Below are 15,602 nucleotides of genomic sequence, written 5' to 3'. Positions count from 1 at the left end.
CACTAAGTCTTCTTCCTTGGGTCTTCGATCTCGAGGTCGTCAAAAACGTTGCCACTGCCTTCAGTAATTTCGACATCTTCGTCGTCAGTCACTAAATTCCAGTTGTTCTCTTTGACCCACTCGTCCCGCCACTTTGGCGCATCCGGCGGACGTTTTGCAAAATCGGCGATTTGCTCGAAAATCATTTTGCGCAATGCTAGCCAGACTTCCGGCCCCTCTTTACGACGGGCTTGAAGTTCCGCAATCAAGTCATCCAGAGGAACATCCTGTAACGGGCGCCCGAAGATCTCATCTTCTAAAAAATTATCTGTCATTGCTCAACATCCTCGACACTGATCGTCAAGACTAAGATCTTGTTTGGTTTTACAGTGATCTCTTTTCCTTCAATCTCTCGAAGTTTGCCGTTCACCAAAGTCTCGCAGATTACGAAAATTGGGATTTCCTCTTCTGTAGTCTCGTCACTCATCTGGCTTACCCTTCGGATCAGGCACCTTTCGCGACCGGATCTCATCCGAGGTAATCGGCTTGGTAAGTTTTGCTCGACCGGCCGCAATTTCAGCCTCCCGAAGCCTAAGCAAACGCAAGGTTTGTTCATCCAGCTCAATGTCGTCATCATCGCCCATCAGACTTCTCCCGAGTACAGTGACAGTGAGAACAGAGCACTTGAGACCTGTCGGCTGTCCGAACGATGTCACCAACGTGGCCACACTCTTCACACGTCACACCGCATCGAAATTCCATCCAGTCAGCGTACTCCTGAATGAGATCGTGGTATCGACTGAAACCGATGGAAATCTGGCCATCCTGGCCTTTCTTAATATCCGAGATCTGAATAGTTCCAGGGTCCAGTGCCCTGAAATCCTGACTGAAGGAAAGCTTGTGGAGTGCTTGCGAAATCACGACGAGCCAGCCCTTTCCGACAGCAGGAACAAGAGATGCGCAATCCGGAGAAACGAGGTCTGGATAGTTTTCCACAATGTCCAGCCTCAGGCTGTCGGGCCAGGATTCTTCGGCGCCCTCAAATCGCCGCCGCAGAGCATCATTGTAGCACCAGCTGCAAAGCGTCGTCATAAACCCAAGGATGTTCTGGCGTTGGGCAGAATTGGAACAACCTTCACAGGTTTGCTCAATCTGATCGACACGCCATTGAATCTCTTCACTCGTAGCCTTTTTGCAGCCCGGGCCCTCATAGACGCGCAAGCCTCCCCATTTCTGTTTGATCTGAACGATGGGCGGGTGTTCATCACCAAACAGGTCGGGCTGCTCGTCGATCAACCTCTTCACTTTCTCAAGTGCAAGCGTAAGCTGCTCCGCCCACCCGGCACGATGCTCACCAAGCTGCTTGAAGACGCTTCCATGAATATCGTTCCAGTCGACAACACTGCTCATCACTGACCTCCGGGCCCGCGCCTCATTGAGATCGTGTAAAACCTCCGCCATAGCAGTCATCATACGGTCGACCACTTCGAGGTCATCACACTCGACATGCAGACCCTCGGTCGACCATGTTACGTCAGAGACGTGCGGAGCTGGGTAGTTGTGCGCCATCACCAACCGCATCTCCTCGCTGTACCAGACGTCAAAAGATCGGAGATCATCTGGCGCTCCATGGTCCTCGATCACACCTCGGACCTTTTCCCGGAATTCCTTCCAGCTCTTTTCGACATCATCCATCAGTCATATTCTCCAGAACTTGGTCTTGTTGAGATGGAAGACCCCTCTCGAGATCCGGCAAGCCGGACCAGCCTTCGGGTGTGCGTCCGAGGCTCTCCTCGACCGATTGTTTGATGTCTTTGAAATCAATTGCGTTCGTGACGTCGCCCGCCATGTCGGACACCTCCTGAGGATGGTAGGAGGCGTCGGAATCGAACCGACTCGTGCACTCTAATCTGGAGCAATTACAAGGATATAAGCCTCGCCCGCATACCAATGCTGCCTCCCGCGGATTTCGCGTGGGTTATCGACCTCAGGCCGATATTCGATGGCAGTGGATGCGTGTGTACGTCATGACCAGAAGCTGAACCAGTTAGGGCTACTGTGTCAAGTCGACGTGCGCGGCAGCCCGAGATTCACCGCGTAGTTCTGGGAACCTTCTAGCTTAGCGTGTGCCAAAAAGAATGAAGCATCCTATTTTGCGGGTCAGTACAGCGTCGAGTAGCTCTCAGTCAGCGAAACGATTCGATACCCTGTGACCCGGACTCGAACTCAGAAACTCCGTCGATAGTGCGCTCTGAACCGACGCGCTTATTTTGATCTGCGTCTGATGCGCTCCGTTCTGGAGAAATACAAAAGTCTTGATCTGACCAAACCTCAGCGGCAGCATTGACCTGCATCTTTCGAAAAATGGAGATCCCGGTTGCAAGACCTTGTAAGCCTCATTCCATTTAGCGTCTCGAGTCATTTGTGATGATACGTTCCTCACCTGAGCTGCTGGCGGTTTCGAGGCGTTGGTATGAAATACTCAGAACCAAGAAGAATACTGACGAGTTGCAGGATTTTCTGTCGAAAGCAGATGAACTACGGTTCGTTGGGACAGGAGAAGGTGAGTTTTGGAGCGGGCAAGCAGTTCGCGATGGGGTTAGCGGCTTTTTCGCGGAGATCCCGGCACCAGTCGTTTTCGAAGAAGTTGAAGCTGAGGCCTTCGAAAACGGAGAGACGGGATGGTCATCCTTCGTCCACAAGATTCAGTTTGTCGGCTTTGATGAAGCCGTCTTTTACCGCACCGTTCTGATTTTTGTCCTGGAGGGAGCAGCCTGGAAGATCATCAATCGCCACGCTTCAGTGCCAACTCCAAATATTGAACTCGTGGGTAAAGAGCAGCTGGCCATCCAAAAACTGGTTGATGCTGCGCGCGAAGATGGGCCCGAGCTGATCCAAACCGAAGGTTTGGCTTCAGTACTTTTCACTGATGTGGAGGGCAGCACAACGTTGGCGGAGGCGTTGGGCGATCAGCGTTGGTCGGTGCTGATCGAAAACCACTTCCAAGTCTTGGCGGCGATCATTGAAAAGTATCATGGCCAGTTCGTGAAATCCCTTGGAGACGGAACGTTGTCCGTCTTTCCGTCCGCGAAGGAAGCGCTAACGGCTGCTGTCAAGATTCAGAAGGCTATTGCATCGGCTTCCGAGGAGCCGTCTTTCGGTGTCCGGATTGGAATTCACACTGGTGATGTCGTGCAATCTCGTGGAGATTTTTTTGGCACTGTGGTCAACAAAGCTTCACGCATAACCACGGTTGGTGCGGCGGGCGAGATACTCGTTTCAGATGCGACTCGCGCCATGGTCGGAGGACGAACTGATTTCTCGTTTTTTGAAATAGAACCCAGACTCCTGAAAGGTCTACGCGGTCACCACGTCTTGTATCGGTTGGATTGGCAAGATTAAGTGTTGGGGGCGCCGTAACTCCGGCAAATCGCCTAGTCTCCTAGGGGAGCAGCACCGCCAGTTGTTTTGAGGTTCGCAGCACACCTTACATCGCCAGTAATTCCCGATGAATTGCGACCATCGCCCAGGTGTCGCGCGTGCAATACGCCACAAGATCAGCATATACCTTAGGGCTGCAAGCGCAGTGGGAGAATTGAATTTGATGTGTCCTTGAAGTGAATTAGACTACGAGCCAACTGTTCAGATAGCTCACTAAGAGGACATCATGGCAGCTCCTTTAGTCCAAAACTGGGAACTGACTGCCGCCGTTAAGGACATAGCCGATTGGCTGGTTCAACAGGGCTTGGAGAATGCGCCTGTGGAGCTCTGGCTTGAGGCATTCTGCCAACGTCTTGTTTCGGCAGGAATTCCACTTCAAAGAGCAAACATCACTGTTCGCGCTCATCATCCCGAGATTGGGACTGTCGCTTTTCGCTGGCACAGGGAAGGCGGTAATGAGCGAGAGAACTTTGTCCGAAGAACGGATGCGCCTGAGCAATACGTTCTAAGCCCGATTTACCATCTTTTGGCAAACAACGTTGAAGAGATCAGACAAGATCTGACAGTCGAAGAACCCGCGCTCAACTTTCCGATCTTCGACGAACTTCGCGAGCGCGGTGCAACTGACTACTTCGCTGTTAAACGGTTTTTCCTTATTCAGGACAATACTACGCCAGTCGATCCAATGCAGGCCGAGGAAGGTGCCATAATCTCATTGACAACCGACGCGAGCGGGGGCTTCACAAGCGAGCAACTTGATGGTTTGCGTCAACTGATATCTCCACTTTGCCTGACGCTGAAATGTGGGGCAAACCGGCTGATGGCTGAAGACATAACCGCCGCGTATCTGGGCAAAGACGCCAGTAGGCGCGTTCTTTCCGGGGACATCACCCGAGGTTCATCGGAAACTATTTCAGCGGTGATTTGGTATTTTGACCTGCAAGGATTTACCAAATTGTCAGAGGCGCTTCCGGGGGACTCAATCATAGAATTGCTAAACGACTACTTCGCGGAAGCTGTTGACGTAGTCGAACGCAATGGCGGTAACGTTTTGAAATTCATGGGAGATGGAATGCTTGCCATCTTCGATATCAATCAAGTTCCGGACGCTCGCCGCGTCGCAATTCACGCGGCCGTGGAGTTGCGAAATACCTTTGAGGAACTCAACCAACGACGGCAAGCTGATGGTTTGCCAACGACCGGCTTCACTCTCTCGTTGCACGCAGGCGATGTTCTTTACGGCAATATTGGCGGTAGGTCTCGCTTGGATTTCACAGTGGTCGGCCCAGCGGTAAATACAACTTCGCGCATTTTAGGCATGTGCAGCGCGCTTGATCAGAACATTGTGGTTTCCGATAAGGTGGCGGGTGACTTAGTGGGCTCCATTCCAAGTCTTGTTTCCCTGGGGCAATACAGATTGCGCGGTGTTGCTGAAAGACAGGAGCTGTTCACGATAGACTAACTGCCGCTATTTGGAAGCTGCCGCAATGGGGTGTTGACCTGCGTCAAAGCAAAGGTAGCCGGATTGCTACTAGGTTGGTTTGCACATGGAACAGAACTGTTGGATCAAGCACCCGCGAAGAGCGGCATTCTTGGTCATAGTGATTGCATTGTCAGGGTGCACGGGCAGGCACCACCAAGGCAATTGGCATGGCCACGGCTTAGAAGGTTGCTATGGACCTCACCACGACGTTGATCGCGAGGTCCATTGCCGAACGCTCGAGTGAACTTGAGCCATACGCGATGCAACTCACAAAACGTTTGGCGACCAGTGTTATTTGGATTGAGATTCAGATCTTGTATCGAAACTGCCCGTTTGATGCTCAGTCCGGTAACATTGAAAAATTTGGCCTTGGCACAATATCTTTGTAGTCCCATGAGGAAGCGGAGAAGAGACCAATGAAACGACGCGAATTTCTATTAGCGGGTACAGCAGCAGTGTTGGCTACTCCTTCCGTCGGACAAGAAGCCCCACTCATCAAAGTCTACAAGACTCCAACCTGCGGCTGTTGTGCCGCGTGGGTAGATCACCTGATTTCCGCAGGATTTCGTACCGATACGCTAGACGTAGGGCAGGAGCAGCTGTGGTCGCTTAAAGAACAAATGAAAATCTCAGATGAGCTTTCCAGTTGCCACACTGCATTTGTTGGGGGCTATTTTGTCGAAGGTCATGTCCCGGCAGAAGACATAAATCGACTTTTGTCTGAACATCCTGAAGGCCTCGGCCTGACAGTTCCAGGCATGCCGATGGGTTCACCGGGGATGGATTTTTCAGATGAACGAGAACCATATGAAACCTTGCTCGTTGGTCTGGATGGGACGACGAGTGTGTTTGCTCGGCACAGCTGAGAGATTGGATGAAGGGCAATCAGATTTCCCAGCTCCATGTCCAACATTAGTTTGCTCTGATTTCAAAACAATTCAGCTGCAACCGTTGTGTTTTTTCCACATGGCTGGGTCGTGGCCTTCAGGCACAGTAGAACACGGGTCGTTCGCATACCCTCTTAGAATGGTGTATTGCTGGATTTGATCAGCGCTCAACAGCGGTGTTGTTTGCAGGTGCCGGGACAGATGAACCAGTCGTAATTCGGCCCTGGCAGCTTCGGCCTCTTCAACAAGTTTGTTTAGCTCGACTAAGTCAAGCTGGTCACCGGCAAACGCTTCACCTAACGCCGCTTCGGCCTCAATGAACCGCTCACCTACGACGATTGCCTGTTCGCGCATTTCAGAATGGATCGCCTCAATTTTTTTCACCTGATCTTTCGAAAGTCCAAGTTCATCTTGCAATTCAAGCAAGTGTGCAGGGCCTGGTTTACCGTTAAGCTCCGCAGGTAAGGCAAAACCCCAACCTCCGCCACGCCGCAGCTCTTCTAAATCGGTCTCAGATAGGCTTTTGATGGTCCTGGATTGCAAACCAGCGTACGGCGTGGCTTCAGCGTCGTGAGTGTGACTTTGCGCGAGTGTTTCATGAGAGTAGTGGATCGTACAAAGCACTGTTGCGAACAGAAACCTAGGTAAAAACTTGATCATGAAGTCTCCTTGTGGGCTTACCCAAAATTCCTTCTTCGACATCGTATTTTAGCCCGGAGACTATTTTTTGCACTGTAATACCTGGAAGTGAGGTGGCTGTTTAGTAAATTCCGATCAATGCACGCCTTGTGGACGATGTCGTCGCGGTCTGGACTAGCGTGCTTCAGTATCAGGTCTCGCGCTTCACAGCGGTCTAATCCAAGACTTCTTTTAACACTTCACCGCTCGCACCATTAGGACGCGCCGTGCTCAATAATGCAGACAGTGTGGATGCGAGAGCAGTCGTGCAAACACGGCGTGCGACCCGTTGCGGTTTTAAGTTCGGTCCAGCAAAGATAATCGGCACATGTGTGTCACCGCGCCACGGTGATCCGTGGGTGGATGTGACGGACAGACCATCAAAGTCTGCGATGAACCAGCCGGGTTTGAAGACTACGTATATGTTCCCGGATCGGGTCGGATGATAGTTGTTGCGGATCAGGCGCATGATGTCTGTATCGGGCAGGAGGTTTGCTTCGATAGCCGTACTGGGGACGGCGAATGCCACATCGGGAAAGGATAGAAGCGCTTCTGCAATAGCTGACTCCAGCGTGGGTAAATCAATATCACTGCGAGCCAATACTTCGGGGGCGATATTGAGATAGGGGTGACTATAACCCTCAAGCAATTCCCCGGTGATCCCAAACCGCTCCTTAAGCTTGGCTATCTGTTCCGTCGGGTCCCAGGTGTCCGGAGCAACAAGGCCAGTTCGGATACCAACACTCTCCAAATAGCCCGGCGCATCGGTGGTGCCGTGGTCCGCCGATAGAACTATCAAAACGTTTTCCAGCCCAATCCGTTCGTCGATAAACGCGAATAGATTCATGAGAGTCTGATCGAGGCGGTATATCGTGTCCTCGGCTTCAAGACTGGAGGGGCCAAACACATGGTTGACGTAATCCACGGACGAGAAGCTAATCGCCAGATAATCCGTTACCGCATCTTGCCCGATATCCTCAGCATCAATCAATCGTTTGGCAAATTGCGCCGTCAGATCGTCGCCAGCGGGACTAAGCGTTAAAAAGGTCGTAAAGTAGGGATTTTCTAGCGGGTCAAACCCATTTTGCGTCGAAGAATAGCGATGAGGAAAGGTTATGCCGAACCCGGCGACATCCGTCTCCCATGGTTGGTTGTCGCGGTCGCCAAAGAGATAGGTTTCCTTTGGGTGCATCAACTCCCAAGAGGTTCCTTCAAAGGAGGCGCTCGGCGATGCGTCATTCCATGCGGAAACCCAATCCGGGTATTTGTCGTAGTAATAGGAGCTTGTGACAAAACGATTTGCGGCTTTTGAGAACCAGAAAGCTTTGCCGCTTTGTCCCGCCATCGTAATAGCCCCTCGATCTTTGATTGAAACTCCAAAGACCTTGGCCGCGCCAGCAGTGGAAGCGCTTAACTCGTCCGAAAGCGTCGTAACAAGCATAGCGCTTGGTGACCGCCCATCTGTGCCAGCTGCCGCCTGTGTTGGGTCAATTTCAATATCGTCATTGACGCCAGCGCCATCTCCAAGAAGCGGAGCGGTGCTGTCTTCAACGTTGTAGACAACGCGGTCCAAGGTTCTGTCGAACCAAATGTTTCCGATCATCCCGTGCACTGCCGGTGTTGCCCCGGTCGCCAATGTGGCGTGCCCGACAACCGTCTCTGTATTGGCATGGCAATGATGGGCGTCCAGATAGTGTACACCGTTTTTTAGTAAATACTTAAGGCCACCCTCCCCAAGATTCTCAAAGTAGCGTGTCGGCAGATCGCCCCGAAACGCGTCAACCGTCAGCTGCAAAACGAGACGAGGAGGTTCTTGCGCATACGCAGGAGCGATTGAAACCAACCACAAAGACAAACAAGCTCTCAGTGTTTTGGTCATAATGCTTCCTTTCGCTGTATTGCGCAGCAGGTTGGCGGCGACCGCAATTGCGCGTTAGAACAACCCGTTTCAATACCAAACTGATAACAAAAACGCTTCAAGTCTACTTCTTCCGACTTATCGCGAAAGAGCCTGCAACACCCAAACCGGTGTTCATACAGACAATTGCATGGCACTGAGGTGCCCGGATCGGTTTTGATCCAAAACAAGGCTTTGAGTCTTTTGAGACACTAGACTCTGCGCCAGAAACCCAGTTTCAGGTGAAAGCTATGACCAAAAACCTATCGGTTTTTCTTTTTTTGGCTGGTTTAGTAGTTGCTGGTGCGTTGCTGTATGTCGTTGTTGCTGAGGATGGCGATGAATTGCCGGTCGGATTTGTGCAAGGAAACGGGCGGGTTGAAGCGGAACAAGTCGAAATAGCACCAACTAATGCAGGTCGGGTTGCAAAGGTAACGGCAACAGAGGGCAGTATGGTTGCAGCCGGTCAAATCCTGGCCGAAATGGACATAGATGAGCTATCTGCCGCCCTGGACCGGGCTAGAGCCGAGGTAGCCTTGGCAAATCAGACAAGGGCCGAAGCAGAAGCGCTCGTTGTGCAACGCGAAAGCGAACAGCGCAGGGCCGAGCAAGAGCTTGATCGTGCCACGGCGTTGCTGGCAGGACAAAACATCTCCAAAACTATTTTTGAAGATCGCGATACCACTCATAAGGTTGCTACAGCAGTATTGGGCGCCGCCAAAGCCCGAGTTGCAACCGCGGAAAGCCGTATTGCTGCCGCTGAGGCGGAAGCCCGCAGGATTGAGGCACAGATTGAAGACAGCGCTCTAGTGGCACCTTTGCCCGGACGCGTGCTTTACCGGCTTGCAGAACCCGGAGAGGTGGTTGGCGCGGGCGAACCAATCCTGACTATTCTTGGCCTTGAGAACGTTTACATGGAAGTTTTTCTTCCCGCGCGTGAAGCTGGACTTTTGCCCATTGGAGCTGAGGCTCGCATCGTGCTCGACGCTTTGCCGGAATATGCGATACCTGCATACGTGAGCTTTGTTTCTCCCGAGGCACAATTCACCCCCAAACAGGTCGAAACCCTGGATGAACGAGAGCAACTGGTTTTTCGCGTTCGCGTCCGTATCCCAATAGACTTGGTTGAAAGTCGGATTGAGCACGTCAAAACCGGTCTGCGCGGTGTCGCAGTGATCCGGCTGAACCCAGCCGCTGCTTGGCCTGAGGCGCTTGAACAACGCATCCCAGAAGAGCTGTTCGAATGAGAGTAGAGGATGACGCTTACGATATTCACATTTCAGGTGTCACGCACCGCTATCGCAAGCATGTTGCGTTGGATTCTGTTTCGTTGGAACTGCCAGGCGGCCAGCTTGTTGGCTTTATCGGGCCGGATGGGGTGGGAAAGTCTACACTGCTTGGTTTGATCACCGGCGCAAAGAAACTGCAATCCGGCGATATCGACGTTTTAGGCGGCCCGATTGGCGATTCTGGCCATCGACACAGCATTTGCCCAGCCATCGCTTTCATGCCGCAAGGGTTGGGTCGAAACCTGTATCCGGAGCTGTCTGTACGCGAGAACCTCGAGTTCTTCTCAGGTCTCTTTGCTCAAGGGCATTCAGAGCGGGACGAACGTATCGCAGCGCTATTGGCTGCGACAGGGCTTGCGCAGTTTGAAGACCGTCTGATGGGCAAGCTCTCGGGTGGGATGAAGCAAAAACTAGGTCTTTGCTGTGCGTTAATCCATGACCCCAAACTTTTGGTTTTGGATGAGCCAACTACCGGGGTCGACCCGTTGTCGCGTCGGCAGTTCTGGGCTTTGATTGATGCAATCCGAGCAAAAAGCCCTGAACTGTCGGTATTGGTTTCAACGGCGTACATGGAAGAAGCCGACGGTTTTGACCGGATTGTCGCGATGGACGCGGGTCAAGTCATCTTTCATGGGAAGCCAGCCGAATTGAAAGGGAGTGATGTAGACCTCGAAAATGCATATCGGCGTCTGAGAGCACGGGAGTTGCCTGTCGAACCGGCGGGGAAAAACAAAATGAATGGGAAGATTGAAGCAAGCCCAGTGATAGTTGCGCGTGGACTGACACGACGCTTTGGTGATTTCACGGCCGTAGACAACGTCGACTTCACAATCAATCGTGGAGAGATTTTCGGGTTTCTAGGATCAAACGGTTGCGGCAAGTCCACGACAATGAAGATGCTGACTGGCTTGTTACCTTCCAGCTCAGGTGAAGCACTGCTGTTTGGCAACCCTGTCGATGCATATGACCGAAAAATGAGGCGTGAAATAGGCTACATGAGCCAGGCCTTTTCCTTGTATGGCGAGTTGTCGGTCCATCAGAACCTACAATTGCATGCGCGGATATTTACAATTACCGACCGAGAACAACGTATTTCGGAACTCACTGAGCGCTTTGGGCTCGAGGAGCACCTTCATACGTTGGCGACGGCACTGCCCCTGGGGATCAAACAGCGACTGTCGCTAGCCGTAGCTGTGATCCACCGTCCGAGAGTGCTAATACTCGACGAACCAACATCCGGTGTGGATCCAGAGGCACGCGATTCCTTCTGGGACTTGTTGATTGAGCTGTCGCGAAATGAGTCGGTAACGATCTTTGTTTCCACTCATTTCATGGGTGAGGCGGAACGCTGTGATCGCGTTTCTTTTATGCATGCTGGTAGAGTTCTAGCCGAAGGTACTCCGGCTGACCTGATCGCTGTTGAAGGGGCGGAAAACCTAGAAGACGCCTTCATTTCGATATTGGAAGCAGCAGAAAAACCAGTCTCTGTAGTCGCGCCAGAGGTGGGCTTTAGGACCAAATCCCACGCCGGGGGAGGAGCGTTTTCTCGTGTATTGGTATATGCGCGGCGCGAAACCGTTGAAGTAGCTCGCGACCCGGTGCGTCTGGCTTTCGCGTTTCTGGGTTCTGCTATTCTAATGTTAGTTTTTTGCTTTGGAATTACGCTGGATATCGATGAGCTTGAATTCGCTGTACTTGACCTTTCTCAGGGGCCGGAGAGTCGTGCTTATTCGGCTGAATTCGTCGGATCGTCCTACTTTAAAGCCACATCGCCGCTGCAAAGCGCCAGCGAAGGGCGCGACCGTCTAGTGGCAGGTGAGGTCTCTCTGGTTGTTGAGTTGCCACCTGACTTTGACCGAAAGATGAGTACGGGTGAACCGACCCAGATACTTGCGACTGTAGACGGTGCTATCCCATTTAAGGGTGAGACGGTTGAAGGCTATGTTTCCGGACTGCACCAATCATTTCTCGCGGAATATGCCGTTAACAACGGCAAAAGCCAGATAGATATCGCCAGGATCGAACCCCGGTTTCGCTACAATCAAAGCTTTGAAAGCATCGCCGCAATGGCTCCGGCAATGCCTGCTATCCTACTGATTATGCTGCCAGCTGTTTTGACTGCCGTAAGCGTAGCAAAGGAACGAGAGCTGGGGTCAGTTGTCAATTTCTACGTGACACCAACCACGCGGCTTGAATTTCTAGTCGGCAAACAAATTCCGTACATTTTGATTGCCTACGCAAACTTTCTGCTTTTGGCCGGAATGACCGTTCTTCTTTTCGGGGTGCCGTTAAAAGGAAATCCTTTCCCCTTGGCTCTTGGTGCCCTTCTTTACGTTTGGGCAACGACATCCTACGGGCTGTTGATCGCTACAATGACATCCAGTCAGGTGGCCGCAACATTTGCAACTGCCATCGCCTCAGTTGTCCCAACAATCCAGTTCTCAGGTCTGTTGCAACCTGTTTCAACGCTCGAAGGAGGCGCACAAGTGGTGGGCTCTCTTTGGCCTTCCTCATATTTCCTACACCTGAACGTTGGTGCCTTCACTAAAGGTTTGGGTTGGGAAGCCCTTGCGCCAGACATTCTGGCCCTCGCCTGCTTCGGACCCGTTCTGACACTGATCGCAGTCCTATGCCTTCGGGCGCAGGAGAAGTGAATGCAGCGCTTCTACTGCATATTCTGGCTGGGCTTGAAGGAAGTGATGAGCCTGCGCCGTGATTGGGTGATGATGGCATTGTTGGTTTGGTCTTTCACGCTGGCCCCGATCATGGAAGCAACGGGAGTGGCAAGTTCTGTAAACAACGCCTCGATAGCGTTCGCGGATGAAGACGACTCGCCACTTTCTCGAGCACTTGCCACAGCGTTTTTCCCACCAGAGTTCCAACCGGTCGTCCAAATCGAACCCGGAAAAGGACCTGCGTACATGGATGCTGGGCGTTTTATTTTCGTTGTGGCTGTGCCCCCCGGATTCGAAAAGGATTTGCGCGCAGGGCGCAGTCCGGAGATTCAAGTTCTTATTGACGCAACCGCTATGGAACAGGCCGGTATTGGTGCAAACTACATCACCAGTATCTTGAGCGCTGAAATACATCGCTATGCAATTGGTATCGATCTAGTAGATGCTCCCTCAATCAGTGTCATTCTAAGAAGCGCCTTCAACCCAAACAGAGACACCGTACGTTTTGCTGGTATCGTTGCTTTGATCGGCCAGATCATGTGGCTCACAACTATATTGACCGGAGCGGCAATGATTAGAGAGCGAGAGCACGGGACCATTGAACATCTCCTTGCCATGCCGCTTGCTCCATTTGACATTGCCATTGCCAAAATTTGGGCGAATGCAGCAGTGGTTTTGGTCGCCGCTGGTCTTTCACTAACCTTTGTGATGCAGGGTTCTTTGGGCATCAGTATCGCTGGATCCAAGATGTTGTTTTTGGTTGGCACGGCGTTGTTTCTTTTTACTGCGACGGCGCTTGGGGTGTTTCTGGCAACCATTGCACGCTCTATGGCGCAGTTCGCGCTTCTGGTCATGTTGATTGTGCTGCCAATGCTAATGCTGTCAGGTGGAGAGACCCCAATTGAAGGGCAGCCGGCGTGGTTGCAGGCAGGTACTTTGGTTCTGCCGTCACGCCATTACATGTCAGCAAGTCAGGCTATTGTTTTCAAAGGCGCTGGTATTGAGACTGTCTGGCCGGAATTCGTTTGGATGACGTTGTTGGGAATTGCTTTGTTACTAATGAGCCTACGGCTTTTTCGGCGTTCTCTTGCTCAGATCAGCTAGCGCTCCAATCTGTTGGCTGTGACAGATTGGAGCGCTATCTGATCTGCCTCAGAAAACAGTTTGGAAATCTGCTCGGCAGAGGTCAGGGCATCAGCGATTGTCTAAGCGTTAGCTTCACTATCTATAGTCATATTCGCATTATATCGCCGACGGCTGGATTGCAGTGCAATCGAGGTTTTAAAGGGCCATAGTCGCAAACTCAAAGGGTTGTATTGAAATTGCCGATTCCTTCTGCATCAAACGGGCAAGTCCAAAGCGTTCAAGCGACAAAAATCTCCGCCCGTTTCCGCACCCCAACCGGTACTAGCCGTTCGATAGCAATTTAGAGCGACGAGATGGCCTTGATCACTGCTTCTCGGCTCTGAACAGCGCCGGTTTGTAGATACTCCATTGCTTTGAGAGCAGCTTCATGGGCTTGGACAGATGACCCGCCAACGCAATCTTCTACTACACGGCAGAAGTAGTCTGATTGGTGGCCATCGACGAATGTGTAGTGCAAACAAACATCTGTCAGCCCGCCGCACAACAAAAGTGTGTCTACCTTTAAACCTCGCAGCAGGATTTCGAAATCGGTGCCAAAAAATGCAGAATACCGTCGCTTCGGTACGATGTAGTCACCTTTGCGATATCCCATCTCATCTTTTGCAGCTTCCGTTCTTGGATCACCTTCGAGACAGTTTATGTCTTCGTCACCATCCAGTTCACGGCCGAAGTCTATCCTATCGGGACGATGCACTTCTTGGATGAAAATGACGGGCACTTTGTTCTCATGCGCGGCGTCAACCAAGTCACGCGCAGCGATCATGCGCTGTTTGTAGCCCGGCATGTTGTCGATGGAGCGTACTTCGCTGTCATCAATAAACGTGCTTTTTTGAGTGTCGATTACGATTAGGGCAGGTCTACCCTCGATCAGTTTCCTGGCTTGTTTGGTTTTAGTTGTCATGTTCGACCTCTAATTTGCCAGGTCGTCCTGAAAATAACGCCCTTGCTTGGCCGGGTCGTCCCAGCGGGCAGATCAAACTTGGCTAATTGTGCAACTGATTACGGTCAAGGGTGTGCTGCGTTGTTGTGGAATGAAAAGCATGTGTTCGTGCCTAGGGCAACATTGCCCGCAAAGCCGCCGCTAGGGGTAGGTGCAGAGAGTGTCTGCGCCGAGCGCAGATTGAGCAATGGTGCGAACAAAACCGTCGGCGGCTATACAACTTGACCCATCGTTCATAGTGTAAATGCATGAGCCGAATTCGAAACGCCCAACCCTCTGATGCAATTCGATGCTTTGAGATCGAGACTGATGCCTATGAAGGCGGCGAAGCGGCTACCCTCGAAAAGATAGCAAAGAGAATCGAGGTCTATCCCGATGGTTTCCTTGTTCTTGAGGTCGAAGGCGAGGTCGTCGGCTTTGTAAATTGTGGATGTGCATACGACGTCGAAATGTCTGATGAGGAATTCAAAGAGCTTGTAGGGCATGACCCCGACGCGCCAAATGTCGTTATTATGTCTGTCGTCGTGGATCCGGAGCATCAAGGAAAAGGCCTATCGCGGGCATTGATGACTGAATTCGTCGGCCGTATGAGAAAAATGGGCAAATCCGCGATCTACCTTATGTGCAAAGAGCATCACGTCCCGCTTTATCAGAGATTTGGGTACAAGTATCTTCGCCCATCAACCTCTGATCATGGAGGAATGACTTGGCACGAAATGTCCATGCATCTTTGAACTGTTCTTTGGTTGAGCCTCGGTGAGTGGACATTCAAGGCCGACCGAGCAGCGCTACATTGAAAGGGATCTGCCGCGACCTCTCAATTGAGTTGTGTTGTTCGGTTTTGAGTTGAACTTAACTAGACAGAATGTACTTTTGATTGAGTTTTGATGCGTTAAAGCTGATCGAATTACTCTACAACAATCGAAGTTTGAGCGTGTATAGTGAACCGTGCAAACTTATGGGCAAATCGTGCAAACTTATGCGCAAATGCTGCGCAAAATTATGGGCGAAGCCCCCCAGATTTTCTGAATAAAATCAGTGTTAGGAATGCAGCGTTATGCGCGCACCTACAAACTTTTAGGATTACGCAAAATCGTTCGAGAACGTACTATGGCAAGCGTTGTTAGCTTTGGTAGTAGCCATGACTGACACTAACGCAATCTTGCAAAAGGAATGCCCTAGACTTC

General features: G+C 51.6%; 15 protein-coding genes and 1 tRNA gene. 7 read left to right on the top strand and 9 right to left on the bottom strand.

Annotated features, from left to right (window positions below; genetic code table 11):
• Nucleotides 1-2: 2 nt before the first annotated feature.
• From ACR0IP_RS04200 to ACR0IP_RS04175, 6 genes are all read right to left on the bottom strand, one after another.
• Nucleotides 3-314 (bottom strand): hypothetical protein, encoded by a 312-nt coding sequence (locus ACR0IP_RS04200; RefSeq protein ID WP_480524008.1) that lies wholly within the window; start codon nucleotides 312-314, stop codon nucleotides 3-5.
• On the bottom strand, nucleotides 311-466 hold the full coding sequence (locus tag ACR0IP_RS04195; protein ID WP_480524006.1) for a hypothetical protein: 156 nt from the start codon (nucleotides 464-466) through the stop codon (nucleotides 311-313). Before ACR0IP_RS04195 ends, ACR0IP_RS04200 begins: the two co-directional genes overlap by 4 nt.
• Nucleotides 459-623 (bottom strand): hypothetical protein, encoded by a 165-nt coding sequence (locus ACR0IP_RS04190; RefSeq protein WP_170815738.1) that lies wholly within the window; start codon nucleotides 621-623, stop codon nucleotides 459-461. Before ACR0IP_RS04190 ends, ACR0IP_RS04195 begins: the two co-directional genes overlap by 8 nt.
• Complete coding sequence (locus ACR0IP_RS04185; RefSeq protein WP_480524004.1) at nucleotides 613-1,674, bottom strand: hypothetical protein; 1,062 nt, start codon at nucleotides 1,672-1,674, stop codon at nucleotides 613-615. The genes ACR0IP_RS04190 and ACR0IP_RS04185 overlap by 11 nt, the downstream gene beginning before the upstream one ends.
• Nucleotides 1,667-1,828, bottom strand: a complete 162-nt coding sequence (locus tag ACR0IP_RS04180; RefSeq protein WP_480524002.1) for a hypothetical protein — start codon at nucleotides 1,826-1,828, stop codon at nucleotides 1,667-1,669. Before ACR0IP_RS04180 ends, ACR0IP_RS04185 begins: the two co-directional genes overlap by 8 nt.
• 19 nt (nucleotides 1,829-1,847) lie before the next feature.
• Nucleotides 1,848-1,941: transfer RNA gene (locus ACR0IP_RS04175), tRNA-OTHER, on the bottom strand.
• A gap of 465 nt (nucleotides 1,942-2,406) precedes the next feature.
• Here ACR0IP_RS04175 and ACR0IP_RS04170 point away from each other — a divergent pair.
• From ACR0IP_RS04170 to ACR0IP_RS04160, 3 genes are all read left to right on the top strand, one after another.
• Entirely contained in the window at nucleotides 2,407-3,381 is a 975-nt protein-coding gene (locus ACR0IP_RS04170; RefSeq protein WP_480524000.1) for an adenylate/guanylate cyclase domain-containing protein, read from the top strand.
• A gap of 265 nt (nucleotides 3,382-3,646) precedes the next feature.
• Nucleotides 3,647-4,882, top strand: coding sequence for an adenylate/guanylate cyclase domain-containing protein (locus ACR0IP_RS04165; protein ID WP_480523998.1), 1,236 nt, complete (start codon nucleotides 3,647-3,649; stop codon nucleotides 4,880-4,882).
• Between the two features lie 437 nt (nucleotides 4,883-5,319).
• Nucleotides 5,320-5,769 (top strand): DUF411 domain-containing protein, encoded by a 450-nt coding sequence (locus ACR0IP_RS04160; protein WP_171239031.1) that lies wholly within the window; start codon nucleotides 5,320-5,322, stop codon nucleotides 5,767-5,769.
• A gap of 72 nt (nucleotides 5,770-5,841) precedes the next feature.
• On the opposite strand, the gene ACR0IP_RS04155 is transcribed toward ACR0IP_RS04160, so the two are convergent.
• On the bottom strand, nucleotides 5,842-6,450 hold the full coding sequence (locus ACR0IP_RS04155) for a Spy/CpxP family protein refolding chaperone (protein ID WP_480523996.1): 609 nt from the start codon (nucleotides 6,448-6,450) through the stop codon (nucleotides 5,842-5,844).
• A 193-nt stretch (nucleotides 6,451-6,643) separates the two neighbouring features.
• Nucleotides 6,644-8,347 (bottom strand): alkaline phosphatase family protein, encoded by a 1,704-nt coding sequence (locus ACR0IP_RS04150; RefSeq protein ID WP_480523994.1) that lies wholly within the window; start codon nucleotides 8,345-8,347, stop codon nucleotides 6,644-6,646.
• Between the two features lie 269 nt (nucleotides 8,348-8,616).
• On the opposite strand from ACR0IP_RS04150, the gene ACR0IP_RS04145 reads away from it, so the two are divergent.
• Genes ACR0IP_RS04145 through ACR0IP_RS04135 form a run of 3 tightly spaced genes read left to right on the top strand, consistent with a single transcriptional unit; the run spans nucleotide 8,617 to nucleotide 13,433 of the window.
• The gene (locus tag ACR0IP_RS04145; protein ID WP_480523992.1) at nucleotides 8,617-9,612 is read left to right on the top strand and encodes an HlyD family secretion protein; all 996 of its coding nucleotides are present in this window, start codon (nucleotides 8,617-8,619) and stop codon (nucleotides 9,610-9,612) included.
• Nucleotides 9,609-12,308: a ribosome-associated ATPase/putative transporter RbbA gene (gene rbbA, locus ACR0IP_RS04140; protein WP_480523990.1), complete on the top strand. Its 2,700-nt coding sequence runs from the start codon at nucleotides 9,609-9,611 to the stop codon at nucleotides 12,306-12,308. Before ACR0IP_RS04145 ends, rbbA begins: the two co-directional genes overlap by 4 nt.
• A complete protein-coding gene (locus ACR0IP_RS04135) occupies nucleotides 12,309-13,433 on the top strand; it encodes an ABC transporter permease (RefSeq protein WP_480523988.1) in 1,125 nt (374 codons plus the stop codon).
• 322 nt (nucleotides 13,434-13,755) lie between these two features.
• On the opposite strand, the gene ACR0IP_RS04130 is transcribed toward ACR0IP_RS04135, so the two are convergent.
• Nucleotides 13,756-14,376 (bottom strand): cysteine hydrolase family protein, encoded by a 621-nt coding sequence (locus ACR0IP_RS04130; RefSeq protein ID WP_480523986.1) that lies wholly within the window; start codon nucleotides 14,374-14,376, stop codon nucleotides 13,756-13,758.
• A 287-nt stretch (nucleotides 14,377-14,663) separates the two neighbouring features.
• Between ACR0IP_RS04130 and ACR0IP_RS04125 the strand changes: the two genes are divergently transcribed.
• Nucleotides 14,664-15,149 (top strand): GNAT family N-acetyltransferase, encoded by a 486-nt coding sequence (locus ACR0IP_RS04125; protein ID WP_480523984.1) that lies wholly within the window; start codon nucleotides 14,664-14,666, stop codon nucleotides 15,147-15,149.
• Nucleotides 15,150-15,602 lie beyond the last annotated feature (453 nt).

Source organism: Ruegeria sp. AL11, from assembly GCF_056540865.1.
Note: the sequence above shows the minus strand (reverse complement) of the source record. Positions and strands in the feature narration are given on the sequence as shown.

Coding starts and splice junctions, on each gene's coding strand:
- ACR0IP_RS04195 (WP_480524006.1), bottom strand. CDS start 466: ATGAGTGACGAGACTACAGAAGAGGAAATCCCAATTTTCGTAATCTGC.
- ACR0IP_RS04185 (WP_480524004.1), bottom strand. CDS start 1,674: ATGGATGATGTCGAAAAGAGCTGGAAGGAATTCCGGGAAAAGGTCCGA.
- ACR0IP_RS04150 (WP_480523994.1), bottom strand. CDS start 8,347: ATGACCAAAACACTGAGAGCTTGTTTGTCTTTGTGGTTGGTTTCAATC.
- ACR0IP_RS04135 (WP_480523988.1), top strand. CDS start 12,309: ATGCAGCGCTTCTACTGCATATTCTGGCTGGGCTTGAAGGAAGTGATG.
- ACR0IP_RS04125 (WP_480523984.1), top strand. CDS start 14,664: ATGAGCCGAATTCGAAACGCCCAACCCTCTGATGCAATTCGATGCTTT.
- ACR0IP_RS04180 (WP_480524002.1), bottom strand. CDS start 1,828: ATGGCGGGCGACGTCACGAACGCAATTGATTTCAAAGACATCAAACAA.
- ACR0IP_RS04145 (WP_480523992.1), top strand. CDS start 8,617: ATGACCAAAAACCTATCGGTTTTTCTTTTTTTGGCTGGTTTAGTAGTT.
- ACR0IP_RS04190 (WP_170815738.1), bottom strand. CDS start 623: ATGGGCGATGATGACGACATTGAGCTGGATGAACAAACCTTGCGTTTG.
- ACR0IP_RS04155 (WP_480523996.1), bottom strand. CDS start 6,450: ATGATCAAGTTTTTACCTAGGTTTCTGTTCGCAACAGTGCTTTGTACG.
- ACR0IP_RS04130 (WP_480523986.1), bottom strand. CDS start 14,376: ATGACAACTAAAACCAAACAAGCCAGGAAACTGATCGAGGGTAGACCT.
- ACR0IP_RS04170 (WP_480524000.1), top strand. CDS start 2,407: ATGATACGTTCCTCACCTGAGCTGCTGGCGGTTTCGAGGCGTTGGTAT.
- rbbA (WP_480523990.1), top strand. CDS start 9,609: ATGAGAGTAGAGGATGACGCTTACGATATTCACATTTCAGGTGTCACG.
- ACR0IP_RS04160 (WP_171239031.1), top strand. CDS start 5,320: ATGAAACGACGCGAATTTCTATTAGCGGGTACAGCAGCAGTGTTGGCT.
- ACR0IP_RS04165 (WP_480523998.1), top strand. CDS start 3,647: ATGGCAGCTCCTTTAGTCCAAAACTGGGAACTGACTGCCGCCGTTAAG.
- ACR0IP_RS04200 (WP_480524008.1), bottom strand. CDS start 314: ATGACAGATAATTTTTTAGAAGATGAGATCTTCGGGCGCCCGTTACAG.